General features: G+C 38.6%; 18 protein-coding genes. 14 read left to right on the forward strand and 4 right to left on the reverse strand.

Translation table 11 applies throughout. The features are described from left to right. The first annotated feature begins 60 nt into the window (after nt 1-60). The 4 genes from AC27JL_RS13845 to AC27JL_RS13860 all read left to right on the forward strand — a co-directional run bounded on the left by AC27JL_RS13845 (nt 61) and on the right by AC27JL_RS13860 (nt 4,350). Nucleotides 61-1,176, forward strand: coding sequence for an HDOD domain-containing protein (locus AC27JL_RS13845; protein ID WP_487195856.1), 1,116 nt, complete (start codon nt 61-63; stop codon nt 1,174-1,176). 9 nt (nt 1,177-1,185) lie between these two features. Then, nucleotides 1,186-1,737 carry a heme NO-binding domain-containing protein gene (locus AC27JL_RS13850; RefSeq protein WP_058429587.1) on the forward strand — a complete coding sequence of 184 codons (552 nt, stop codon included), beginning with the start codon at nt 1,186-1,188 and terminating at the stop codon, nt 1,735-1,737. Continuing rightward, nucleotides 1,730-2,701, forward strand: coding sequence for a sensor histidine kinase (locus AC27JL_RS13855; RefSeq protein ID WP_008132344.1), 972 nt, complete (start codon nt 1,730-1,732; stop codon nt 2,699-2,701). The genes AC27JL_RS13850 and AC27JL_RS13855 overlap by 8 nt, the downstream gene beginning before the upstream one ends. A 98-nt stretch (nt 2,702-2,799) precedes the next feature. Beyond that, nucleotides 2,800-4,350 (forward strand): sensor domain-containing diguanylate cyclase, encoded by a 1,551-nt coding sequence (locus AC27JL_RS13860; protein WP_487195857.1) that lies wholly within the window; start codon nt 2,800-2,802, stop codon nt 4,348-4,350. A gap of 62 nt (nt 4,351-4,412) precedes the next feature. Here the strand turns inward: AC27JL_RS13860 and AC27JL_RS13865 are convergent, their stop codons facing one another. Then, on the reverse strand, nt 4,413-4,628 hold the full coding sequence (locus tag AC27JL_RS13865; RefSeq protein ID WP_006791468.1) for a hypothetical protein: 216 nt from the start codon (nt 4,626-4,628) through the stop codon (nt 4,413-4,415). A 167-nt stretch (nt 4,629-4,795) separates the two neighbouring features. Here AC27JL_RS13865 and AC27JL_RS13870 point away from each other — a divergent pair, with 167 nt between their 5' ends. From AC27JL_RS13870 to AC27JL_RS13885, 4 genes are all read left to right on the forward strand, one after another. Further along, nucleotides 4,796-6,703, forward strand: a complete 1,908-nt coding sequence (locus AC27JL_RS13870) for a DUF1800 domain-containing protein (protein WP_487195858.1) — start codon at nt 4,796-4,798, stop codon at nt 6,701-6,703. Between the two features lie 10 nt (nt 6,704-6,713). Continuing rightward, entirely contained in the window at nt 6,714-8,054 is a 1,341-nt protein-coding gene (locus AC27JL_RS13875) for a DUF1501 domain-containing protein (protein ID WP_487195859.1), read from the forward strand. 88 nt (nt 8,055-8,142) lie between these two features. Beyond that, a complete protein-coding gene (locus AC27JL_RS13880) occupies nt 8,143-8,856 on the forward strand; it encodes a DUF1499 domain-containing protein (protein ID WP_008132338.1) in 714 nt (237 codons plus the stop codon). A 135-nt stretch (nt 8,857-8,991) separates the two neighbouring features. Next, the gene (locus AC27JL_RS13885; RefSeq protein WP_010557026.1) at nt 8,992-10,038 is read left to right on the forward strand and encodes an NAD(P)-dependent alcohol dehydrogenase; all 1,047 of its coding nucleotides are present in this window, start codon (nt 8,992-8,994) and stop codon (nt 10,036-10,038) included. A 57-nt stretch (nt 10,039-10,095) separates the two neighbouring features. Here the strand turns inward: AC27JL_RS13885 and AC27JL_RS13890 are convergent, their stop codons facing one another. Together AC27JL_RS13890 and AC27JL_RS13895 are read right to left on the reverse strand one after the other, a co-directional pair. After that, nucleotides 10,096-11,298, reverse strand: coding sequence for an MFS transporter (locus AC27JL_RS13890; RefSeq protein WP_305400853.1), 1,203 nt, complete (start codon nt 11,296-11,298; stop codon nt 10,096-10,098). Nucleotides 11,299-11,595: 297 nt separating this feature from the next. After that, entirely contained in the window at nt 11,596-13,512 is a 1,917-nt protein-coding gene (locus AC27JL_RS13895; protein WP_487195860.1) for an alpha/beta hydrolase family protein, read from the reverse strand. Between the two features lie 242 nt (nt 13,513-13,754). Here AC27JL_RS13895 and AC27JL_RS13900 point away from each other — a divergent pair, with 242 nt between their 5' ends. From AC27JL_RS13900 to AC27JL_RS13910, 3 genes are all read left to right on the forward strand, one after another. Further along, the gene (locus AC27JL_RS13900) at nt 13,755-14,183 is read left to right on the forward strand and encodes a hypothetical protein (protein ID WP_039037762.1); all 429 of its coding nucleotides are present in this window, start codon (nt 13,755-13,757) and stop codon (nt 14,181-14,183) included. After that, entirely contained in the window at nt 14,180-14,371 is a 192-nt protein-coding gene (locus tag AC27JL_RS13905; RefSeq protein WP_008132333.1) for a helix-turn-helix transcriptional regulator, read from the forward strand. The genes AC27JL_RS13900 and AC27JL_RS13905 overlap by 4 nt, the downstream gene beginning before the upstream one ends. Nucleotides 14,372-14,479: 108 nt before the next feature. Continuing rightward, the gene (locus tag AC27JL_RS13910; protein ID WP_487195861.1) at nt 14,480-16,609 is read left to right on the forward strand and encodes a TonB-dependent receptor plug domain-containing protein; all 2,130 of its coding nucleotides are present in this window, start codon (nt 14,480-14,482) and stop codon (nt 16,607-16,609) included. A 30-nt stretch (nt 16,610-16,639) separates the two neighbouring features. On the opposite strand, the gene AC27JL_RS13915 is transcribed toward AC27JL_RS13910, so the two are convergent. Then, nucleotides 16,640-16,807 carry a DUF2986 domain-containing protein gene (locus AC27JL_RS13915; protein WP_410899056.1) on the reverse strand — a complete coding sequence of 56 codons (168 nt, stop codon included), beginning with the start codon at nt 16,805-16,807 and terminating at the stop codon, nt 16,640-16,642. A 170-nt stretch (nt 16,808-16,977) separates the two neighbouring features. Here AC27JL_RS13915 and AC27JL_RS13920 point away from each other — a divergent pair, with 170 nt between their 5' ends. From AC27JL_RS13920 to AC27JL_RS13930, 3 genes are all read left to right on the forward strand, one after another. Further along, nucleotides 16,978-18,465, forward strand: a complete 1,488-nt coding sequence (locus tag AC27JL_RS13920; RefSeq protein WP_487195862.1) for a dipeptidase — start codon at nt 16,978-16,980, stop codon at nt 18,463-18,465. A gap of 381 nt (nt 18,466-18,846) precedes the next feature. After that, nucleotides 18,847-19,467 carry an OB-fold-containig protein gene (locus AC27JL_RS13925; protein WP_010557033.1) on the forward strand — a complete coding sequence of 207 codons (621 nt, stop codon included), beginning with the start codon at nt 18,847-18,849 and terminating at the stop codon, nt 19,465-19,467. Between the two features lie 62 nt (nt 19,468-19,529). After that, nucleotides 19,530-21,632 carry a flotillin family protein gene (locus AC27JL_RS13930; RefSeq protein WP_138739782.1) on the forward strand — a complete coding sequence of 701 codons (2,103 nt, stop codon included), beginning with the start codon at nt 19,530-19,532 and terminating at the stop codon, nt 21,630-21,632. Nucleotides 21,633-21,658 lie beyond the last annotated feature (26 nt).

The following is a 21,658-nucleotide window of genomic DNA, read 5'->3' on the forward strand; positions in this document are numbered from 1 at the left end:
TGATAAAAATATACTACGCTTTAATTATAAACTAGTACGTTATAGCTTTAGGTGTAGTAGATGCATGATTTAAAAATCAATATTCTTATTATTGATGACGACGAACTGCTGTTACGTGCGTTAATACGCACGCTTAACCGTTTATGCCCCAGTGCTCATGTGTGCACAGTTCAAGTTGCTACTCAATTTGAACAGCAAATAAATAACAATGCCTTACCTGATATTATTTTTTGTGATTCGATGATGCAACTTCCTACCGGGAAAAACGTTTTAGAACAAGCTAAAGAGCTCTGCCCATCTGCGCTTAGGTGTTTATTAACAGGTGATATGAGTGGAAATTACCAGCTACAATTAAATAATGTAATCCATTTTCACCTAGTTAAGCCTTTTGCTCAGTCTCATTTAGAGAGCGTAATAAATAGTGCTGTTGTTTTAAAAACACTACCTATTAGCTGTGAGCATCGCATTATTTTAGGGCAACTCTCTGAGCTTCCGTTTTTAGGTGAGGTAACGCAAAACCTACTCAATGAGCTCAATAAAAGCGAGCCTAATATTTCTATTTTAGAAAAAGATGTTAGGCACGACCCTTTACTGGCTGGTAAAGTTTTACAAATTGCTAACTCGGCTTTTATGGGGTTTGATAGTACTACCTCGAGTGTTAAAGAAGCGATTGTAAGGATTGGCTTAATAAACCTCAGAGCAATTGTGGTTTTTTCAGAGTTATCTCATCAGTTACTTATTAAAAATAAACAAAAAGCAATTAATCACTTAATAGACAAAGGCTATAAAAAAGCAGAGTTATCGCAATCGTTAGCAAAATATATAAAGCAAGATCGCCAAACTCAATTACTCGCATGTGCTGTAGGGTTATTAAGTGTTATAGGTGAGTTAATTATAACGAGTGATCCTCATGGCGACTTAGATAACGAAGTTGTACCTAAGTTTGTGTTAAGTGCTTATTTACTGGCGCTTTGGGGGTTTGAACAAAAAATAGTCGACGCGCAATTGATTGATGAATTACCCTCAAAAAAAAGCATATCATTAACCGTGATCCACATGATTGTTGAACATGTGTTTTGCAATAATGCGTTTAACTTTAATCTTGAAGAGTTTGATTTTATAGATGACTTAGCGCTATTTCCCGACATAGAGCAATGGTGGTTAAGTAATAAATAAGGATAAAACATGAAAGGCATAATTTTTAGAGGCTTAGAAGCACTGGTTATTGAAAAGTGCGGTATGGCGGCATGGGATGATTTACTTGAAAAAAATGCCCCTGATGGCCGTGTGTATATTTCTGCACAAAGTTACCCAGATGAAGAGATAATTGGTTTAGCCCAGGATGTAGCGACAGCCCTATCGATGACTATGCCCGAAGTATTAAAAGCATTTGGTGAGTATTTGTTTGGCCACTTAAACAGAAGCCACCCAACGGTTGCGAAAGGCTTTAATAGTTTTGCAGAGTTAATTATGGGGATTGATAAGGTCATTCATGTTGAAGTCGCTAAGCTATACCATGAACCAAACCTACCAGAAATAGAGTCTAAACTGATTGAAGATGGATTTATTTTAATGCATTACCGTTCTAAAAGGCAGTTATGTATGTGCGCAGAAGGGCTTATTTATGGTGCGGCTTCGCACTACGGTATTGATGTTTCTTTAAACCATGTTGAATGTATGCATGACGGCTGCGACAAGTGCGTTATTGAAGTGAAGTATGAGGCTTTAAATGGCTGAAGACGACTATAACTACAAAAAAGCGTATTTGCGTGAAAAAGCGGCAAGAGATCAGTTAGAAGTTTTACTTGAAGATAAAACACGTAAGTTATTTTGCGCTAATCAAGAGTTAAAAGAAAAGCTGAGCATGCTAAAAAGCCAGCAGGTAACCATAATGCAAACCGATAAAATGGCAACACTCGGTACGTTATCGGCAGGCGTAGCACATGAAATAAATAACCCGCTTGCTTATGTAATGAGTAATGTAGAAAGCATTAAGTACTTTAAACCAACACTTCATTCATTAATGCAGATATCTAAGCAGTTCATAGATAAGTCTATCTCGGCTTCAGAGCTTGAAGCACAATTGGTTAAGCTCGACCAAGAAACGAATATAGATTTTATTTTAGAAGATTTAGATGAACTGCTCGGCGACACTCATGAGGGACTTCAACGTATCGCTGCCATAGTAAATAATTTGCTTAACTTTGCCAGACCGAAAAATAACTTATTGGCTATGGCTGATATTACTGAGTCATTAAATGGTGCCATTAAGTTACTCGCCAATCAGCTAAAAAGTTGTCAGGTGGAATGTGATTATGAAGAGCTGCCATTGAGTTATTGTAATTTATCGGCAATTAACCAAGTGTTTGTAAATATACTGCTAAATGCAAAATATGCGTGTGATTTAGTTGATGGCAAGCAAGGTAAAATAGTCATCAAGTTATTTTCAGACGAAAAAAATATTTATATTGAAATTGCTGATAATGGCTGTGGAATGGACGAGCAAACTAAAAGCCATATTTTTGAACCATTCTATACAACAAAACCAGTAGGGAAGGGAACGGGGATGGGAATGGCCATCGTTTATAACGTGCTAAAAGAGCATAATGGTTCAATTGAGGTAGAAAGTGAGCTTGGCGAAGGTACGCTAATGCGCTGTACTATGCCAATAACATTAATGCCGGAATCATCATTAAACTAGTTATATTGGCGCAGAATAAACCCAAGCACACTTAAAAAACTATAGATAAGCGCTATTCAGAAAATGAATTAAGCTACTTCACACCCTAGGGCCTAATAATGACATTAAGATTTTTTGTAATAATAGGTACTTTAATTTTAATGTGCTTTGTAACTAGTTTATTGGTTAGCTATCGATACTTTTTTACGTTACCAACTATAAATGAAAACATTAAAGACTACCAAAATAGAGAGCTATTGAGCCTAGAAATTGCTTTAAACAGAGAGTTTGTTTTCTTAAAAACCCTAAATTACGATTATGCGGTGTGGGATGACTCTTACGATTACATGACGAGCTTTGATAAAGACTATATTGAGTCAAATTATGTGGACGATACCTTTAAATCACTCAAAATAGATGGTGTATTTATTTACGACATGAACTTTAAACAAGTTTATGGGCATACTTTTGATTACATTCAGGAGCAATCCTTTGAGCTGCCAGAATTTGATCTAAATACTCATTTACCTAACCGTACTATCCTACCTTATAAAAAAAATACGTCAGAACGCTTCGGCTTTTTAAGAACAGAGCATGGTCCTGTTATGTTTGCATCCCACGCAATTCAACGAACAAATAAAACAGGAGAGCCTGTTGGTAGTATTGTTTTTATTAAAAAAGTAAGGAAATCACAAGTTGCTATGATGGCAGAAGTAGCGCAAGTAAAACTTAGCTACTCAATAATAAATGACGATAGCGCAACACAAAATTTACTTGTTTTAAATGGTGGAATCCAAAATGAGGGAATAGCCACTGAGCGACAAAGAATATTGCTAGACATAAATGGTAACCCATTACTGACAATGAATATTGAGCATCACCATCAAAGGTTGCCTGTGTTATTTGACTTGTATTTAATTATTATTTTAATAATGTTTTTTGTAGCCTCTTTAATAGGTTTTTTTGTTGTTAATCGTTTTTTTATTACACCATTAATTAATGGTGCATCGGCAATCAATTTAATGTTACTTAAAAATGACCTTCAACCGCTTCATTTTAAAAATCAGTTTTTAGAAATGCGTGTACTTATAAATGGTTTTAATTCCTTAATAAAAGAGGTCAAAAAACAAAACGAACAACTTGAAAAAATAAGTAAAATAGACGAGTTAACGCAAATTTATAACCGACGTGCCTTTGAAGAAATTTACACATTACAGTGGCATGATGCCCACAATCAAAAAACAACGTTGGGATTAATGCTAATTGATGTTGATTACTTTAAGTTGTACAACGACTGTTATGGTCATCAAGAAGGAGATAGTGCCTTACAAGCACTATGTAGTGTTTTAAAAGAAACCGCCCAATCAAATAATGGTATAGCAGCACGCTATGGAGGTGAGGAATTTATACTGTTGTTTAACCAGCTTTCGTTTGAGCAATTTGAACTAATATCTCAACAATTACGAAAAAATGTAAATGCGCTTAAATTACCTCACAAAGGCTCTAAAGTAAGTGATGTTTTAACTATAAGTGTAGGCTGTGCTTTTGCAACGGCAAAGGCTATGGATAATGAAAGCATCACAGCCAAATCATTAATCAAAGATGCAGATGTTATGCTGTACGAGGCAAAAAACACCGGAAGAGACAGAGCCTTAATTAAATCAATATAATTAAACCACCATCGCGAATTGTTACTATTAATGCTAAAAAGTTTAATACATATTACGCTGCGCTAAACTTCTTTTCCTCCATGTTGCTCGGCTAGATCATCAAGTTCGGCAATGGTATAATCGAAGCCTGTTTCGTCGTAATCATAGCTTACTTTTACGCTATCACCTCCATTAAAAAGACGTGTTTTAACATCGTTCACTGGCCAGTTTTTTAACTCATGTAAAAAACGGTTGGCCACTTGCGATGATTCAAAACGATAACTAATTTCTGTTTTCATGTGTGAGTCTCTGGCTGTTTAACCCCCGTAGTTTGTGCAATTTTGAACGTTAGTCAAGTTTCGATTACAAAAAATAAAAGGAAAAAATGTAAATTTTGTGTTTCAATTAATGCATTAAACTAAGTAGGCAATTGCTTACTTAAACCAAAATATCATGGCGATTTAACATGCATTATAAATTAGTTTTGATAGTAAGCTCAGTCTTTTTTCTTAGTGCTTGCGGTGGTTCTGGCTCAGATGATACTCCAACCGTTAATGGTAACAAACTTCCTTCTTTAACCCTGTCGGGCTTACCCAGTGATATCATAAAAAGCCAAACTATTGAGCTAAAAGCAACAGCCAGCGATGCTGACGGCAGCATCGCAAGTGTAATTTGGCAACAAACTTCGGGGCCTACGGTGTTAAATGAGCCAGTAAACGCAAGCTCAGTTAGCGTTAAATTGGCTGATGCACTAACTTACACGCCTTCAGAGTATGCGTTTAATGTTACCGCGACCGATAACGAAGGGGCCACTACCGTTAAAACGGTCAATTTTTTTGCCCGCAATAGCATGGATGCATTTTCTGCAGCTCGGTTGTTGCATCAAGGAAGCATGGGGCCAACGCTAGTAGAAATACAAAACGCGCAAGGTCAAAGTGAGCTGCAATGGCTTGATGCCCAACTGGCATTGCCCATTAACTATCATCGTGACTATATGGTGTTTAGTAATGACGATGAAGATTTTAGGTATATAAGCCGAATAGACGCGTGGTGGAAAGCCGTAATGCAAAGCGACGATCAACTACGCCAGCGCGTGGCCTTTGCGCTGAGTGAAATACTTGTAGTGTCTGATCTCAATAACGATTTACGCTCTCAGCCAGAAGGCATGGTGACCTATTACGATTTACTGCTAACGCATGCATTTGGTAATTTTCGTGATTTACTTGAGGCGGTAACTTTATCGCCAATCATGGGCACTTATCTTAGCCATTTGGGTAACGAAAAGGCCGATGATGCACTTAATATTCGCCCCGATGAAAACTATGCCCGTGAGGTTATGCAGTTATTTACTATCGGGCTTGATGAGCTAAACCAAGACGGTACCGCTAAATTAGACGCTAACGGTAATACTATTGCAACGTATGGCCAAGCAGAAATAGAAGGGTTTGCTCGTGTATTTACAGGGTGGACATTTGCAGGCAGTGAAACATTTAAGCGCAAAAGTCGTGATTATGTTGCGCCTATGCAAGCATTTGAAGAGTACCATTCACAAAAGCAAAAAACGTTATTAAACGGCGACATTATTCCCCAAGGGTATAGTGCGCAAGAGTCGTTACAACTAGCGCTTGATAATTTATTTAACCATCAAAATGTAGCGCCTTTTATCAGTAAGCAGTTAATACAACGACTAATTACATCAAACCCTACACCGCAATATGTAGAGCGAATTGCCAGTGTGTTTAATGATAATGGCGAAGGCGTTCGAGGTGATCTAGCAGCAGTAGTAAAAGCTATATATTTAGATGATGAAGCTCGTCATTATGGCAGTGTATTAAGCTACCAAGGCAAAATAAAAGAACCGCTTCTTAAAACAGTCCAATTTTGGCGAAACCTAAACGCAAGGTCACCCGAAGGTTATTACAAAACATGGAATTTAGTTGACCGATACGGGCAAGGGCCTATGCAGTCGAGTTCGGTGTTTAACTTTTTTAGACCTGACTACCAGCCTGCTCAGTTGCGAATAAATTCATTAGTGGCTCCTGAGCTACAAATAGCCGGCGATGCAACGCTCATAGGCACTATGAACGAACACTTTGCCGATTTGGTGTGGAGCACTGCCGAGGCGCACACTGATTTAAACCCAAATGGCATTTATGTTTACATCATTAACGATATGAATACCTTGCAAAGCAATGGGGTTAACTACTTACTCGATCAATACAACGTATTGTATTTTGCAGGCTCTATGAGTAGTGACACACGCCAAGCATTATTAGATCTAGATGCCTATTTTGATGACGATCAATATCGCGAACGGGTATCGTATTTACTTTATATGATTGCTATTTCACCTGAATTTAATTTGCAGTACTAGGAGAGACATAATGAGCATTAATAGAAGACAATTTTTGTCGTTATGTTTAAAAGGCGGTGTATCGGCAGCCGCACTGACTAGTTTGCAACTACAAGCGCTTACAGGCTCTGTTAATGCAGTTGAACTAGGCGACTACAAAGCACTAGTATGCATTTTTTTATACGGCGGTAACGATTCACTCAACATGTTGGTACCCCTTGAAGGTGAGCAGCGTAGTTTGTACGAACAAAGCCGACAAAATTTAGCGGTTGCATCGCCAATTACTTTAAATACTGCAACCCAGTTTGCAGGTGGTGTAGGGTTGCATCCATCATTGTCGCCTATTCAACGTGTTTTTAATGAATCTAATTTAGCGTTTGTTGGTGGGGTGGGTACCTTGCTTGCGCCAACAAGTTATAACGATTACAAAAATAATGCAGTGGCATTACCTAAGCACTTATTTTCTCATAATGATCAGCAAGCATCTTGGATGTATGGCCGTGAAAAACAGTCGCTGAACAGTGGTTGGGGAGCACGTTTGTTAGAGCGCTTAAATCAGCAGGAGCAGTTTGCTGCCAATGTGTCGTTAGATGGAACTAATCTGTGGCAAACAGGCAGCCAAACAAAAGCGTTTGCACTAAATAAAAGTGGGATTAGTCGTATAAATGCATTTGGCGATTATCAACCACGCACAGACCACGTAACTAACATTATGAATCGTATAATGGGCAATACTCATCATCCGCTTAGTGATGCTTATGCAAAAAGCTTTAATTCGGCTATTAACAATACTCAAACTATGAACAATGCGTTAGAGACTGCCCCAGAGCTGATAACACCATTCACCGATTCTAGTGTTTCTCAGCAATTGGCCGCAGTGGCAAAAGCAATTAGTGTGCAGTCTACTTTAGCAACACAGCGCCAAGTGTTTTTTGTTTCAATGGGCGGGTTTGACACCCACGACAACCAATTAGAAACCCACCCGCTTTTGTTAAATTCATTAGCGCAAAGCTTGAGCGAATTTAATAGCGCAATGCAAGAGCTAAATATGGCAGACAAAGTAACGACCTTTACGATGTCGGACTTTGGCAGAACGCTGACCTCAAATGGTGATGGCACCGATCATGGTTGGGCTGGCAATCAACTAGTAATGGGAGGAGCGGTTAAAGGAGGCGATATCTATGGTGAATTTTTAACGCAGCATTTAGACGGCCCGCAAGACGTTGGCAGTGGCAGGCTCATCCCAAGCGTGGCAAATGAGCAATACTTTGCCTCATTGGCGCAATGGTTTGGCGTTTCATCATCTGAATTGAGCGATATATTTCCTAATCTGACTAACTTTGATCGCACAACATTGGACTTTTTTATGTAATTAGTTGCTAATGGTAAACCATAATCAAGCACGCGCAGTATAAGTGCTGTTTACAAAATAACAATTACACACAAAATGGAGCACAAGAATGAAGATTTTAGTCAGCTTGGTGAGTTTAATCGCCTTTTTACTGGTTGTATTACCAGGCCCTTTATACAAGTTTGGCGTGGTTGATTTAGGCCTTGCTTTTACAGGCTTTAGATACGGCGTGTATGTGGGTGGTGCAGCACTTGTTTTACTGCTAGTACAGTTAATATTTATGCGTAAAACCGCTTCATTTGGTAGTGCTATCGTTGCTGTAGTATTTTCTGTGGTTGCTATTGCTATGCCGCTTAACATGATGAATAAAGCCAAAAATGTGCCGCCAATTCATGATATTTCAACCGACTTGGTTAACCCGCCTAAATTTGTTGCTATTGCACCACTTCGCGCTGACGCACCAAATCCAGTTGAATACGCAGGGGAAGAAACCGCGGTACAACAACGTAAAGCTTACCCAGAACTAACAACCCTTAACTTTGCACAGTCGCAAAGTGATTTAATTGCAGCAACCGAGCAAGCAATTAAAAACTTAGGCTGGGAATTGGTAAGCGCTAATAAATCACTTGGTTTAATAGAAGCAACAGACACCACAACGTGGTTTGGCTTTAAAGACGATGTTGTTGTTCGTATTGTTGATGAAGGTACTGAGCGATTTGTTGATATAAGAAGTAAATCTCGTGTTGGTCGCAGCGATTTAGGTAAAAATGCCGAGCGCATTAATACTTTAATTGACGAAATTAACGCAGAGCTTACTAAGTAACACTACCTTAATTATTAGTATGTGATTGAGCCCAAATAATATTTGGGCTTTTTTGTGGCTGCTTTTCAGTTTGTATTCACTCCTCAAAGTACATACTCAATGCGTTTTAAATTTTTAAACAACTATGGAGTTATGATGAAAACAGTAGGATATGCAGCAAAAAGCCAAGGGTCTGAGCTTACAGAGTTTGAGTTTGAACGCCGCGATTTACGAAATAACGATGTAGAAATTGAAATTTTATACTGCGGAGTGTGCCATTCAGATTTACACGCCGTTAGAAACGATTGGGGCGGTGTAAAATACCCACTCGTGCCAGGCCATGAAATTGTTGGCAAAGTTAAGTCGGTTGGTAGCGATGTTAAAAAATACAAACAAGGTGATACCGTTGGCGTAGGCTGTATGGTTGATTCGTGTAAAAGCTGCGATCAGTGCGGCAATAATGAAGAGCAATTTTGCCGTGAGGGCATGGTTGGCACATATGCCGGTAAAGACAGAGAAACCGGAGAAATGACCCAAGGTGGGTATTCTAAGCATGTTGTAGTTCGTGAAGAGTTTGTACTTTCAATACCACAGAGTTTAGATCTCTCACGCGTAGCACCGTTGTTATGTGCAGGTATTACTACGTATTCTCCACTACATAAATGGGGCGTTAAAAAAGGCAGCCGTGTTGCAGTTGTAGGCCTGGGTGGCTTAGGTCATATGGCGGTAAAAAATGCCGTAGCAATGGGTGCTGAGGTAACTGTTGTAGGCCGAAGCGAATCTAAAAAAGAAGATGCTGTTAAACTTGGTGCCCAGCATTACTTAGTTTCAACAAATGATGACGAAATGAAAGAATCACAGTCAGCATTTGATGTGATCATTGATACAGTGCCAGTTAAACACGACCTATCAATTTATACACCGCTATTAGACATAGATGGAGCATTAATTATTGTTGGTCAAGTGGGGCCTGTTGAAGAGTTAAATACAGTGCCATTATTAATGGGACGACGTCAGGTTGCAGGTTCACTTATAGGTGGTATAGCAGAAACTCAGCAAATGCTCGATTTTTGTGGTGAAAACAATGTATTGCCTGAGTGTGAAATGATTAACATTGACGAAATTAACACCGCATACGAACGTATGGAAAATTCAGATGTACGTTATCGTTTTGTAATTGATATGGCGTCGTTAGATTCGTAAAAATTAATGATATGAAAGTAAAAGAGCGGCTTATCAGTCGCTCTTTTTGTGTTGTGATTAATTAACTGTGTTTAAATCGGGAGACTTATTAAGTTGTAAATAGCTCAGTAACCACATTCCTAAGCCACCTAAAAATAATGCCGCAGCGACATAGCCAGTTTGATTTGGCGCAGCCCCTTTGGCAATCGCGATTCCACCTACCCACGGGCCAATTGCGTTTGCTGTATTAAATGCACATTGAACTAATGCGCCTATCATCGCGTGACCCTCAGGTGCTACATCCATGAGTAGGCTTTGAATTAATGTCGCCAAACCGACACTACAACCGATGAAAAAAATAACCGCATAAAGCACCCAAATATTATAACTTGCCGTAACATAAGCAAATGCAAAAATAATGGTGCATACAAGCGCAAAGCCTGTCGTTTTTATTGCCGACTTATCTGCAGCTTTTCCTAAAACGTAATTACCCAGTGTACAGCCAATGCCAAACATTACCATTGCCACCGAGATAGTATAAGGCGCTGTATTTGTTACATCTAAAATGGTGTCAGCAATGTAGGTATAAATACAAAAAACACCACCAAAGCCAATAATAACAATGCCTAGAATTGACCATACGAGCTTGTTTTTGAGCACACCAAACTCGTTTAATAAGTTAGAGGGTTTAGCGTTGTCTATGTTGGGCACGACTTTATAAACTAAAATAAATGCAACAAAAGCAATCGCTGCAGCACCAGCTAAACAGTAACGCCAACTTAAATTTTGGCCTACCAATGTTACAACGGGCACACCAACAATAGTTGCAATGGTTAATCCCATAAATACTTTTGACATAAAGCTGGCTCGTTTACCTTGCGGCGCAATATCAGATGCAAGCAAAATGGCAGCACCAAAATAAGCGCCATGAGGCAATCCACTTAAAAACCTAAATATGATTAACTGCTCTAACGACGTAGCCAATGCACTAAGCCCATTAGATACACACATTAAACTTAAAAAAATCAGCAGTGCTTTTCGTTTTCGCATATTAGCCGTTGTAAGCATTAACACAGGTGCACCAACCACTACGCCTATAGCATACGCGCTTATAGCATAACCACTCTGAGAAGGTGTAGTACCAAATGTTTCGCTTATAAGGGGCAACATTGGCATCATCGAAAATTCAGATAAACCTAAAATAAAGGTGCCTAACGCCAGCACAATTAAAATAGCCGTTTTATTTAGCTGATTGGGTATAGATGTAACATCAGGTTTCATAAACCCCCTTTGAATTAGATGTTTAAATATAAAAAAGTAACGCCAGAGCAAAAAAGCACTATGGGTTATAAATGCAAAAATTTATGAAATGAATATAGAAAAACTTGAGGCAATTAGTTTAAGTGAAGCGGTAGGCTAAGTCATTAGATAGAGTTAAATAAATACGATTTATATTATTTAATGCTGGTGGGCATAACTTTTGGATGCTATTAAAAACAGTGGAAGCTAAGTAAAATTGTTTTTTAATGGAGCGGATGAAAGTGCCAGCATTTATGCTGGCACAATTTTATTGGCGTATTATTTTAGGCTCTCTGCAAAAAATTCAGCCATTTTTGTGTAGAAATCAGAGATGTTTTTAGGTTGATGAAACCCATGCCCTTCGTCTCTCACCATTGACTCATATGGATAGCCTATTTTATCAAGCGCTGATGTTAATGCTTCATATTGTTCCATAGGAACCCTTACATCGTCCTCGCCATGGGCAATAAATAGCTTAGCTTTGATTTTATCAACATTAAATGAAGGAGAGCGAGCTTGCATATCTTCCATGTCGGTACCATGAACCATGTCTAAATACTTTCGACCTGACTCTCTGGTGGGGATATCGCCGCTTTCTTTCATTTCTGGAATTGAATATACACCCACATAACCAATTGCACACTTGTACAGGTCTGGCTCCCTAATAACGCCCATTAACGTAGTGTAACCACCGTAGCTACCACCATAGATACATATTTTATCTTTATCTATTATTCCTTCATTAATAGCCCAGTAAGTGGCATCGGTGACGTCGTCTTGCATTTCGCGTCCCCATTTTTTATAACCACTCTTCTGAAATTCGCTGCCATAGCCACCAGACCCTCTAAAGTTTACTTGAAGCACAGCGTAACCTAATGAAGCCATGTACTGAGTTTCAGGGTTGTATTGCCATAAATCTCTAGGTCCATGTGGGCCGCCATGCAAGTATACAATTGCAGGTAAGTTTTTATCAGCAGCTCCTTTTGGTATGGTTAAATAGCCGTTTAATTCAACGCCATCTCTTGCTTTAATTTTAAAAGGTTCAGTCATAGAGAGGCTTTTTTTATCTATCTGAGGGGCGCTTGAGGCAATAAAAGTCGCTTTTTTATTTTTAGTATCGTACAAGTAAAAAGTAGTTGGCGAATTATCAGCTTCTACAGAAAACACAGAAAGACCTTTTTCTTTAGAGTGGCTTGTAAATTGTAATCGGTAATTTTTAAATGTGTCACTTAGCTCTTTAAATATTGCATTTTCACCCTTTGCATCAAAGTATTGATATTGAGGGTAATCAGGGTCAAACGTAGCCCCTATAACATCTCTGTTAGGGCCAAATATTGGCGTTGAAATATCAACACTGTCATTTGACGCTAAAAGTGTCAGTTCTTCACTTTCAAAGTTAAGGCTGTAAATAGCAGTAGTTTTTCTGCCCGAGTCACTCATTAAGAAGGCCTCGTTACCCTCTAGGTTCATACCTAAAAAACCTAATGCATCTCCTTTTTCGTAGCTTAGTTTAGCAAGATTTAAAGACTGCCAATCGCTGTTCACTTTTTTCTTAAAATAAACACTTAAATCGCCTTTGCCAAGCTCTTGCTCTTCATCTTCTTCATAATGAAATGCCAATCTAGGGTTACCCGAAATATCGGTAGTTATACCAAAGACATCGTCTTTGGGTTGGCCGCCTACATAATCCATTTTTCCGTTATAAATATTTAATTTATGAACATTAACGGCAAAGTCATCATTAAAGTGACCTTTGGCGACTAGAATATTTTCTTTATCATTTGGAAGGGTGCTAATGACTTCTAAAACGGACGTGTTTGAGAATAGAATTTCACGTCTTTTTGAACCATCGTAATTAGCAACAACATAATATGGGCGTCCGCCTTTGGTATCTAAAAAGCCAACTGTTTTAGCTACTGACATCATAAATCTTTCGTCATTTAACCAGGTAACATTACGTATTTTTTGATTTTCACCAAATGCAAATGCGGCCGTTGTTTTTCCTGATTCTCTTTCAAGGATGACCAGCTTTACTTCGGTATCCTCTCTGTAAGTGAGTGAATAATATTTCCCACTAGGTGAAATTTTAACTTGAACGTATCCGCTTTTATCAAAGAAATCTTCTAACGTATTTTTACTATATGAGTTAAAGCTTAATAACAATAAGCATAAAACTATAAGCCTTGTAATTAACATTTTATATCCTTAATTTTTTAGAGTATTTATTAAATATCATGGCTACTTGTTACTTAATATTTAATAACGTAATTCTATTGTTATTTTTATCTTTTTAGAAGTGCTGCTGGATACATTTTACTGGAGATTTGTAACACATTGTAATGTCAATAAAGCCAATCTTTATGTAAAGCTTATTTGACTTGCGGTTGTTTTTGTACAAGTATAGTAAAGTACACTTTACTTTTTGAGAGGGTTAAAAAATGCAAACACAATTAACGTTAAAGCAGCGTCAAAAAATAAACACGACTAATTTAGCTAAGTGGACGCTTATTTGGTTACTATCGCTAGCCATTTGCTCGTTTGGTCCGGTTTTAATTTGGGATCATAATAACGCAATGAGTGGCTTTTTTATTGTCGTAAATGTTGTTGTGGGCATTGCAATGATCATAGCTAATAAACGCAACTTACAGGGGCTTGATGAGTTACAGCAAAAAATACATTTAAGTGCAATGGGTTTTACGCTTGGGGCGGTTGTGGTTGGCGGGCTTGCATATAGTAATTTGCAGCTAAGTGGGATTATCGACGTGCGAGCTGACATACCAGACATAATGTTTTTAATGGGCGCGGTTTATTTAATTAGTACCTACATACTTAACAAACGCTACAGCTGTGATGAGGGCGACGAATGAAAAACCGCTTAAAAGTACTCAGGGCTGAACGAAATTTAACACAAGCCAAACTAGCAGAATTATTAGATGTATCACGCCAAACTATTAACGCAATAGAAAAAGGCAAGTTTGATCCCAGTTTACCTTTGGCGTTTAAAGCAGCGCGGTTATTTGAATTAAAAATAGAAGATATTTTTGATGATGAATAACGCCGTCGTATTTAAAATAAAATGAGTAAAGTGCGACAATTTGTCGCGCTTTTAATATGGCTACACGAATTATAATTAGTTCAACTATTACAGTGGCATAATTATAAAATGGCAGATTTAAGCACGACTCCAAACACACATTTATTAACTCCCTTGGCTTTATTTATAAGCAGTATATTTTCTCCTGTAGTTTTTGCAGACGACACCTCCTTAGAAATTATTGAAGTTCAGGGACATTCGCAAAATAAACATCTTGCACTTGGCTCTGCAGAATCATTACTAAATGATTTAGGTGTGGATTTTTCTGCTGCAGGTGGGGTGTCTAATTTGCCTATTTTAAATGGCTTGATGGGGGATAGAGTAAAAGTATTAGTCGATGGGGCTGATGTTACAGCGGCATGTGCTAATCATATGAACCCTCCGCTTTCGTATGTTTCTGCTAATCAAATTACGGCTTATCATGTCATTGCGGGTATATCAGCGGTGAGTGCCGGTGGCGATAATATTGCTGGGGTAATAAGCGTAAATACTATTTCACCACAGTATAGCCAAAGTAATGAGCTTCACTGGCACTCAGGCTATGTATCTGCTCAATATAATAGCGTAAACAATGCGCGAAAAATGGGGGTAGGAGCACGTATTGCGAGCAATACCCTGAGTTTTAATTACCAAGGTGCGTTTAGTGATGCCAAAAGTTACGACGACGGAAATGGAAATTTAGTATTTGATACTTTATATCGCGTTCAAAACCATGCGCTTTCTGCAGCAATACGAGACGAAAAACAACAGCTTGTTGTTAAGTTAACCCACCAAAAAATACCTTATCAGGGCTTTGCTAATCAGTATATGGATATGACTGATAATACAAGTTATGGCGCAACGGTCCAGTACAAGCGTGTATTGGAAAACAGTGAATTGGAAGCCCAACTTAATTGGCATGAGGTTAAACACGAAATGGGGTTTTTTAGCCCTGAAAAAACAGGCATGATGCCAATGAATACCGATGCGCGCGATATAAGCTCTCAAATTAAATGGCGTTTAAACCTAGATAGCAATAGCAGCCTATTACTTGGGCAAGCATTTTATGATTACCGAATTGATGATTGGTGGTCTGCTGTTGAAGGTTCCGCCATGATGGGCCCTAACGATTACATTAATATAAATAATGGTCAGCGTAAGCGTATTGCAGCATTTGCAGAATTTGAGAGCCAAATAAATACTAAGTTGTGGTTAAATTCAGGTATACGTGTTGAACATGTGAAAACACGTGCTGACGATGTTCAGCCTTACAATGAAGGCATGGCAATGATGAATATGAACGCCATGCCAATGCAGCCGAATAACGCAAATGCCGCTGCTGCTTTTAATGCCATTGAGCACAATAAATCAGATACGGTGGTTGATATAAGTGTATTACTTAATTATCAGCTCACTCATACTGACGAGCTACAGCTTGGTCTTGCTCGCAAAAACAGAGCACCTAATTTGTATGAGCGATACAGCTGGGGTGTGAGCAATATGGCAACCACCATGATTGGTTGGTACGGTGATGGCAATGGCTATATAGGCAACCAAAATTTAGAAGTAGAAACCGCGCATACAATAAGCTCTACTTATATTAAATCGGCTCAAAACGACGACTGGCAAGTAAGTGCTAACATTTGGTATACCAATGCATCTGACTACATTGATGCAGACCTCGTCAGGTCTTTTAATCGATTTGGCTTAGAAAACACAACACGTAACATACTTAAATTTACTAATACGGATGCCGTATTGTATGGGGTTAAGTTAGATTTAGCCGCTAATATTCATCAATCTAAAGCACTCGGTAATTGGCAATTAAATGCAAATATTACTAATACACGTGCAAAGCGAGATGATACCAACCAGCCGCTTTATCAAATAAAACCACTGCATACCAAGCTTGCAATTAACCATCAACTCGGCCGCTTTGAAAATACGCTATCGTGGCAATGGAATGATGCTAAAACCCGCGTCGATAACAACCGATTAGAAAACCAAACCGACAGCTACAATATTGTAAATTTAGGTTCAAAAGCGTCATGGGGCGACTTAACGTTAAGTGCACAAGTGAGTAATTTATTTGATGAGTACTATCAACTACCGCTTGGTGGGGTGAGTATTGCGCAGCTTAAAAAAGGCGAAAGTACTGGTTTTGAGCAGCTCGCAGGGCAGGGGCGTTCATTTAATATAGGGATGAGTGTCGCTTTTTAAGGTGATTTTATAACTATAACCAAGAGTCGGTTATTCCTGCTCTTGGTTATCATCGCTTTGAGTTATTGAATTTTGCTGCTCAAGCTTTTCTCGATCAGCTTTTGACACATACGCAGGCTTATTACTTTTATGTAATTTAGCGTTAGCGCGTTTGTCTTTCTTTTGAAATTTAGTGACTATTTTTTTACGACGATTCACACAAATCTACCCCAATTATTTTAAGCCACCTATTATACCGCTATCCATATTAAAGCTGCCATATAAATATTTACACTTAATAGTTTGTTAAATTACCGCAAAGCGCTATTTGTAATGCTGTGTGGGCGCTATAATTAAAGCCCTTAGTTATTAATTAAATGGAATAAGTTTTGAAAAAGTTAGCTTTAGCCAGTGCTCTTTTGTTCGCGTTTAGCGCGCACGCACAGTTACATAAAAATATTGATAATGTTGCCGATTACGCTGTAAATACCTACCAAAATGCGCAAGTACACACGCTAACTAACTTAGTTGCTTTTCCTACAGTAAATAAAGATTCAATACCCGCACCACAAAACCCAGATTTTATTAACTTTAAATCGGTATTAAAAATGAAAGCTGCAGAGCTTGGGTTCGACTACCAAGACCTTGGTTACACCGTGCTTATTGGCATGGGTAAACAAACAGACAAGGTAACAGTGGTAACACACGGTGATGTGCAGCCAGCTAATGCGAGTAAGTGGAAGCAAAACCCCTTTATTATTGATACCTCAGAGCCGGGTAAATTAGTTGGCCGTGGTACCGAAGATGACAAAGGCGCTATCGCTACTGCGCTTTACGCCATGAAAGCGATTAAAGATAAAGGCATAGAGCTTGATAACCGCATTGAGCTGATGATTTATCTGGCTGAGGAGTCTGATTGGGGCCCACTTACTGAGTTCATGAAAACATACGAGCAACCAAAGTATGCAGTAACCATTGATGCATCATACCCGGTTGTGGTTGCTGAAAAAGGTTGGAGCTTAATTTCTACTACATTTAATGCCATATCAGATCAAAAAGCAGTGTATGTAAGCGACCTTGCTGGTGGTGCTTTCAAAAGCCAAATACCAGAAGATGCAAGTTTAGTACTGCATAATGCTAATGAGAGCTTAATTGACTCACTAAAAGCGAAAGCTAAAACGCTTAGTGATGTTGAGTTTAATTTTGAAGAGCAAGGTAAAGGCTTAAAAATAAGTATAAAAGGAATGTCTGCGCACTCATCTGAGCCAGAATCGGGCGTTAATGCTATCGCACACTTGAGCGAGTTATTTAAAGACGTAGCGCTTGAAAACAACAGCGATGGACAGCTTATTAAATTTGTAAATCAACTGATAGGGTTAGATCTTCACGGTAAGCAGTTTGGCGACATTGCCTATAAACATGACTTTATGGGCCCAATGACCGTAGCTCCAACCGTCATTGAACGCAGCGGGAATAAACTAACGTTAGCTGTTAATGCTCGTCGCCCTGTTGGTAAAAGTGAAGATGTATTAAAGCAACAAATAGAGACAGCCGTTAATCAATGGCAAGCTAACAATAACGTTACACTCGAGAGTATAGATACAGTGATAGGTAAGCCTATGCTGTTAGACAATGCGCCGCATGCGCAAAAGCTACTAGATATATTTAAGCACTTTACCGGCGACGAAAAAGCCGATTTTGTATCAATTGGTGGAGGCACTAACGCAAAACTATTTGATAATGCAGTATCGTTTGGACCTTCAATGCCAGGAAAACGTTATACAGGCCACTCTGAGCATGAATTTATTACACTTGAGCAATTAGAGCTTAATTTACGCATGTATACCGCAATGATGATTGAGCTTGGTAATATGTAAGCTCATAAGTGTTTTAATATGAAAGCCGCCTTGCTTAACTAGTAAGGCGGCTTTTTTGTATCTGTTAAAGTTGGGCTACGAAGCGAATATTGTATTGATCGTCGTCATTATTATCGGTGTAACTTGCAGTGATATAGTAGCTAGCGTTAAAAAATTATAAGTGCAGATAGAACACTTCAATCTAAAAGTAAGTGAGCTAAATTGACCATTGAAAAATGCCTACAAATAGTGGGTTTATAATGAGGTAATTAAAATAGAGGTGAGCTATTTACAATTCTTTATAAACCACTGGCTAATTATTATAAAAAACTTAACAAACTCTCTTCAAAATGTTAAAAATCATACTGTGTAAATGTATTAATACAGATGGATAGCAGTAATATGGACTTTTTGAATTTAGCACTTACGTTTCCTACCATTATTTTCACGGCCCTGCTTTTGGTTGTAATCCTTTTTTGGGTGATCACTTTATTAGGCTTTGCTGACATTGATATGTTTGAATCTGATTTAGACATAGAGCCCAGTTCATCTAATTCAAATAGCGCCCATTCAGCGTCAAACTTTGGTTTTGGCAGTATTCCTATTACGGTATCAATTAGTTTAGTGGTTATGCTTAGCTGGCTAATTAGTATTTATGCACATAAGTTTTTTGCTTACCTACTTGGTGATGGTGTTTTATTTTATGTGTTTGGCTTTGTAATGCTGGTAGTAAGCGCGATTATTGCTTTACCAATTGCAGTTATTATTTCAAAACCATTACAACGCTTTTTCTCAAGTGTAGAAACTTCTCGCAGTAGCGACTTATTGGGTCTTGAATGCACCGTTGTTACTGGAAAGGTGACGCCAACGTTTGGTCAAGGCAGAGTTAATTTTCAAGGCACTGAGCAACTCATTGAAATTAGATCGCATGACGAATACCCCTTCAGCGCAGGTGATACGGTAATATTACTTGAGCATATAAAAAAGCAGCATTGTTATATTGTTACTGCCAAACCTTGGTAACACAACGCCGTTTTTTACTGTAAATAACACATAATAAATCGATAATTACGTTAGGACATAACATGGAATTTTTAGATAACTTACTACCTATATTAACGTTTGTAGGTATAGCGATAGCGGTCATTTTTGCTATTTTGTTAATTGTTGGCAAGTTTTATCGCAAAGTGGAACAAGGCCAAGCTCTCATTATAAATAAAATGAAAAGTGAGCCAGACGTTACCACTACCGGTGGCATTGTGTACCCTGTTATCCATAAAATGGAAGTGATGGATATTTCAACAAAGCGCATGGTACTTGAACGTAAAGACAAAGGCGGCTTGATTTGTAGAGACAATATACGTGCCGATATCGCCATTACGTTTTATATTCGTGTTAATGAAAACAAAGACGATATTTTACGTGTAGCAAAGCAAGTAGGTTGTGCACGTGCATCAGAGCATGAAACGCTGCAAGAATTATTTGAAGCTAAGTTTTCAGAGGCACTTAAAACGGTTGGTAAGCGAATGGATTTTGTTGAGTTATTTACTCACCGAAACGAATTTAGGGACAACATTAAAGAAGTGATAGGGCAGGACTTATCTGGCTATACACTTGAAGATGTTGCCATTGATTACCTAGAACAAACGTCGATTGAAAAGCTTGATTCACAAAATATTCTTGATGCAGAAGGTATTCGCCGTATTACCGAAATGACGGCAGCGCAAAATGTATTAACCAATCAGTTAAAATGTGATGAGCGCGCAAAAGTAGAAATACAAAACCAAGAAGCCACTGAGAAATCACTTGAAATAGAACGCCAAAAGCAAGATGCAATGTCGCGTCAAGTTCGTGAAATTGAAACCGTTAAAGCGCGTGAACACGCCGAAGCTGAAAAAGTACGCCACGAAGAGCGTTTAAAATCAGAGCAGGCGCGTATTCAATCTGAAGAATCAATTGGAATTAGCGAGCAAAATAAGCAGCGTGAACTTGATATTGCAGAGCAAAACCGACTGCGAGTACTAGGTATTGAAGAAGAAAAAGTTTTACGCTCTCGTGAAATAGAAGTGATTGAACGAGAAAGAGAAACTGAAATTTTACGTATTAACAAAGAAAAAGCACTTGAAGTAGAACGCAAAGAAATTGCTGATGTAGTGCGCGATCGCGTAATAGTAGAAAAATCGGTAGCTGAAGAGCAAGAGCGTATTAAAGATGTGCAGGTTTTAGCAGGTGCAGAACGTGAAAAAGACGCCATTATAATCCGAGCTAAAGCGGAGGCAGAAGAAGCACTAGTTAAAGATATTGAAGCCGCTAAAGCGCAAGAGCAAGCCGCTGAATTTAAAGCTCGTGAACTTGAAACAATGGCCAATGCAGAACTGCGCATTGCTAACCAGCAAGCAGAGTCTAAAAAAATACTTGCTCAAGCTCATCAAGTTGAAACCGCAGCACAGGGCTTAGCTGAAGCTGACGTTATAACAGCTAAAGCACAAGCAAACGCAATGCAGGGTGAAGTGGATGCCAAGGTACTTCGTCAAAAATTAGAAGCCGAAGCGCAAGGTAACCGTGAAATAGGGCTATCTCAAGCGCAAGTACAAACAGCGATGGCTGATGCGAATGAGAAACAAGGTGAAGTTGAAGCCATTAACCTTGAGCGTAAAATGCTTGCTGAGGCCAAAGGTCTTGAAGAAAAACTACAGGCGCTTAATGCGATGGATCAAGATGCCCGTGACTACGAAAGCTTTACACTCCAACTAAACCAGCAAAAAGAATTAGTGCTGGCTAAAATTGAGGCAGGTAAAGACATAGCAGAGCATCAAGCTCAAGTGATGAGCAAAGCGCTAGGCGATGCCGATATTAATATTATGGGTGGCGATGGCCAGTTCTTTAACCAGTTTATGAGTGCTATAAGCTTAGGTAAATCAATAGATGGTTTAGTAGATGAAAGCAAAACAGTACAAACTGTATTTAAAGATCACTTAAATGGAGATCGCAATTTAATTGAGGATTTGAAAGGAGTATTAGCGGGCGCTAACGGCTCAGCTGAAACCATGAAAAACCTTAATATGAGTAAATTATTAAAGCAATTGAGTAACACCACAGCGGCTGAAAAAAGCCAATTACTAAGTATGCTAGGGAGCAATATGGGCAGCGGCCTTGACGAGAAAATAAAACTCGACCCGCAAGACTAACTCCCTCTCAATCTATAGCCGTAATT

The sequence above is a fragment of the Pseudoalteromonas sp. 4NS20-0020 genome, assembly GCF_057554385.1.

Bases quoted from the DNA above. Each gene is read 5' to 3' on its own strand.
- AC27JL_RS13845 (WP_487195856.1), top strand. From the start codon at position 61: ATGCATGATTTAAAAATCAATATTCTTATTATTGATGACGACGAACTG.
- AC27JL_RS13850 (WP_058429587.1), top strand. From the start codon at position 1,186: ATGAAAGGCATAATTTTTAGAGGCTTAGAAGCACTGGTTATTGAAAAG.
- AC27JL_RS13855 (WP_008132344.1), top strand. From the start codon at position 1,730: ATGGCTGAAGACGACTATAACTACAAAAAAGCGTATTTGCGTGAAAAA.
- AC27JL_RS13860 (WP_487195857.1), top strand. From the start codon at position 2,800: ATGACATTAAGATTTTTTGTAATAATAGGTACTTTAATTTTAATGTGC.
- AC27JL_RS13865 (WP_006791468.1), bottom strand. From the start codon at position 4,628: ATGAAAACAGAAATTAGTTATCGTTTTGAATCATCGCAAGTGGCCAAC.
- AC27JL_RS13870 (WP_487195858.1), top strand. From the start codon at position 4,796: ATGCATTATAAATTAGTTTTGATAGTAAGCTCAGTCTTTTTTCTTAGT.
- AC27JL_RS13875 (WP_487195859.1), top strand. From the start codon at position 6,714: ATGAGCATTAATAGAAGACAATTTTTGTCGTTATGTTTAAAAGGCGGT.
- AC27JL_RS13880 (WP_008132338.1), top strand. From the start codon at position 8,143: ATGAAGATTTTAGTCAGCTTGGTGAGTTTAATCGCCTTTTTACTGGTT.
- AC27JL_RS13885 (WP_010557026.1), top strand. From the start codon at position 8,992: ATGAAAACAGTAGGATATGCAGCAAAAAGCCAAGGGTCTGAGCTTACA.
- AC27JL_RS13890 (WP_305400853.1), bottom strand. From the start codon at position 11,298: ATGAAACCTGATGTTACATCTATACCCAATCAGCTAAATAAAACGGCT.
- AC27JL_RS13895 (WP_487195860.1), bottom strand. From the start codon at position 13,512: ATGTTAATTACAAGGCTTATAGTTTTATGCTTATTGTTATTAAGCTTT.
- AC27JL_RS13900 (WP_039037762.1), top strand. From the start codon at position 13,755: ATGCAAACACAATTAACGTTAAAGCAGCGTCAAAAAATAAACACGACT.
- AC27JL_RS13905 (WP_008132333.1), top strand. From the start codon at position 14,180: ATGAAAAACCGCTTAAAAGTACTCAGGGCTGAACGAAATTTAACACAA.
- AC27JL_RS13910 (WP_487195861.1), top strand. From the start codon at position 14,480: ATGGCAGATTTAAGCACGACTCCAAACACACATTTATTAACTCCCTTG.
- AC27JL_RS13925 (WP_010557033.1), top strand. From the start codon at position 18,847: ATGGACTTTTTGAATTTAGCACTTACGTTTCCTACCATTATTTTCACG.
- AC27JL_RS13930 (WP_138739782.1), top strand. From the start codon at position 19,530: ATGGAATTTTTAGATAACTTACTACCTATATTAACGTTTGTAGGTATA.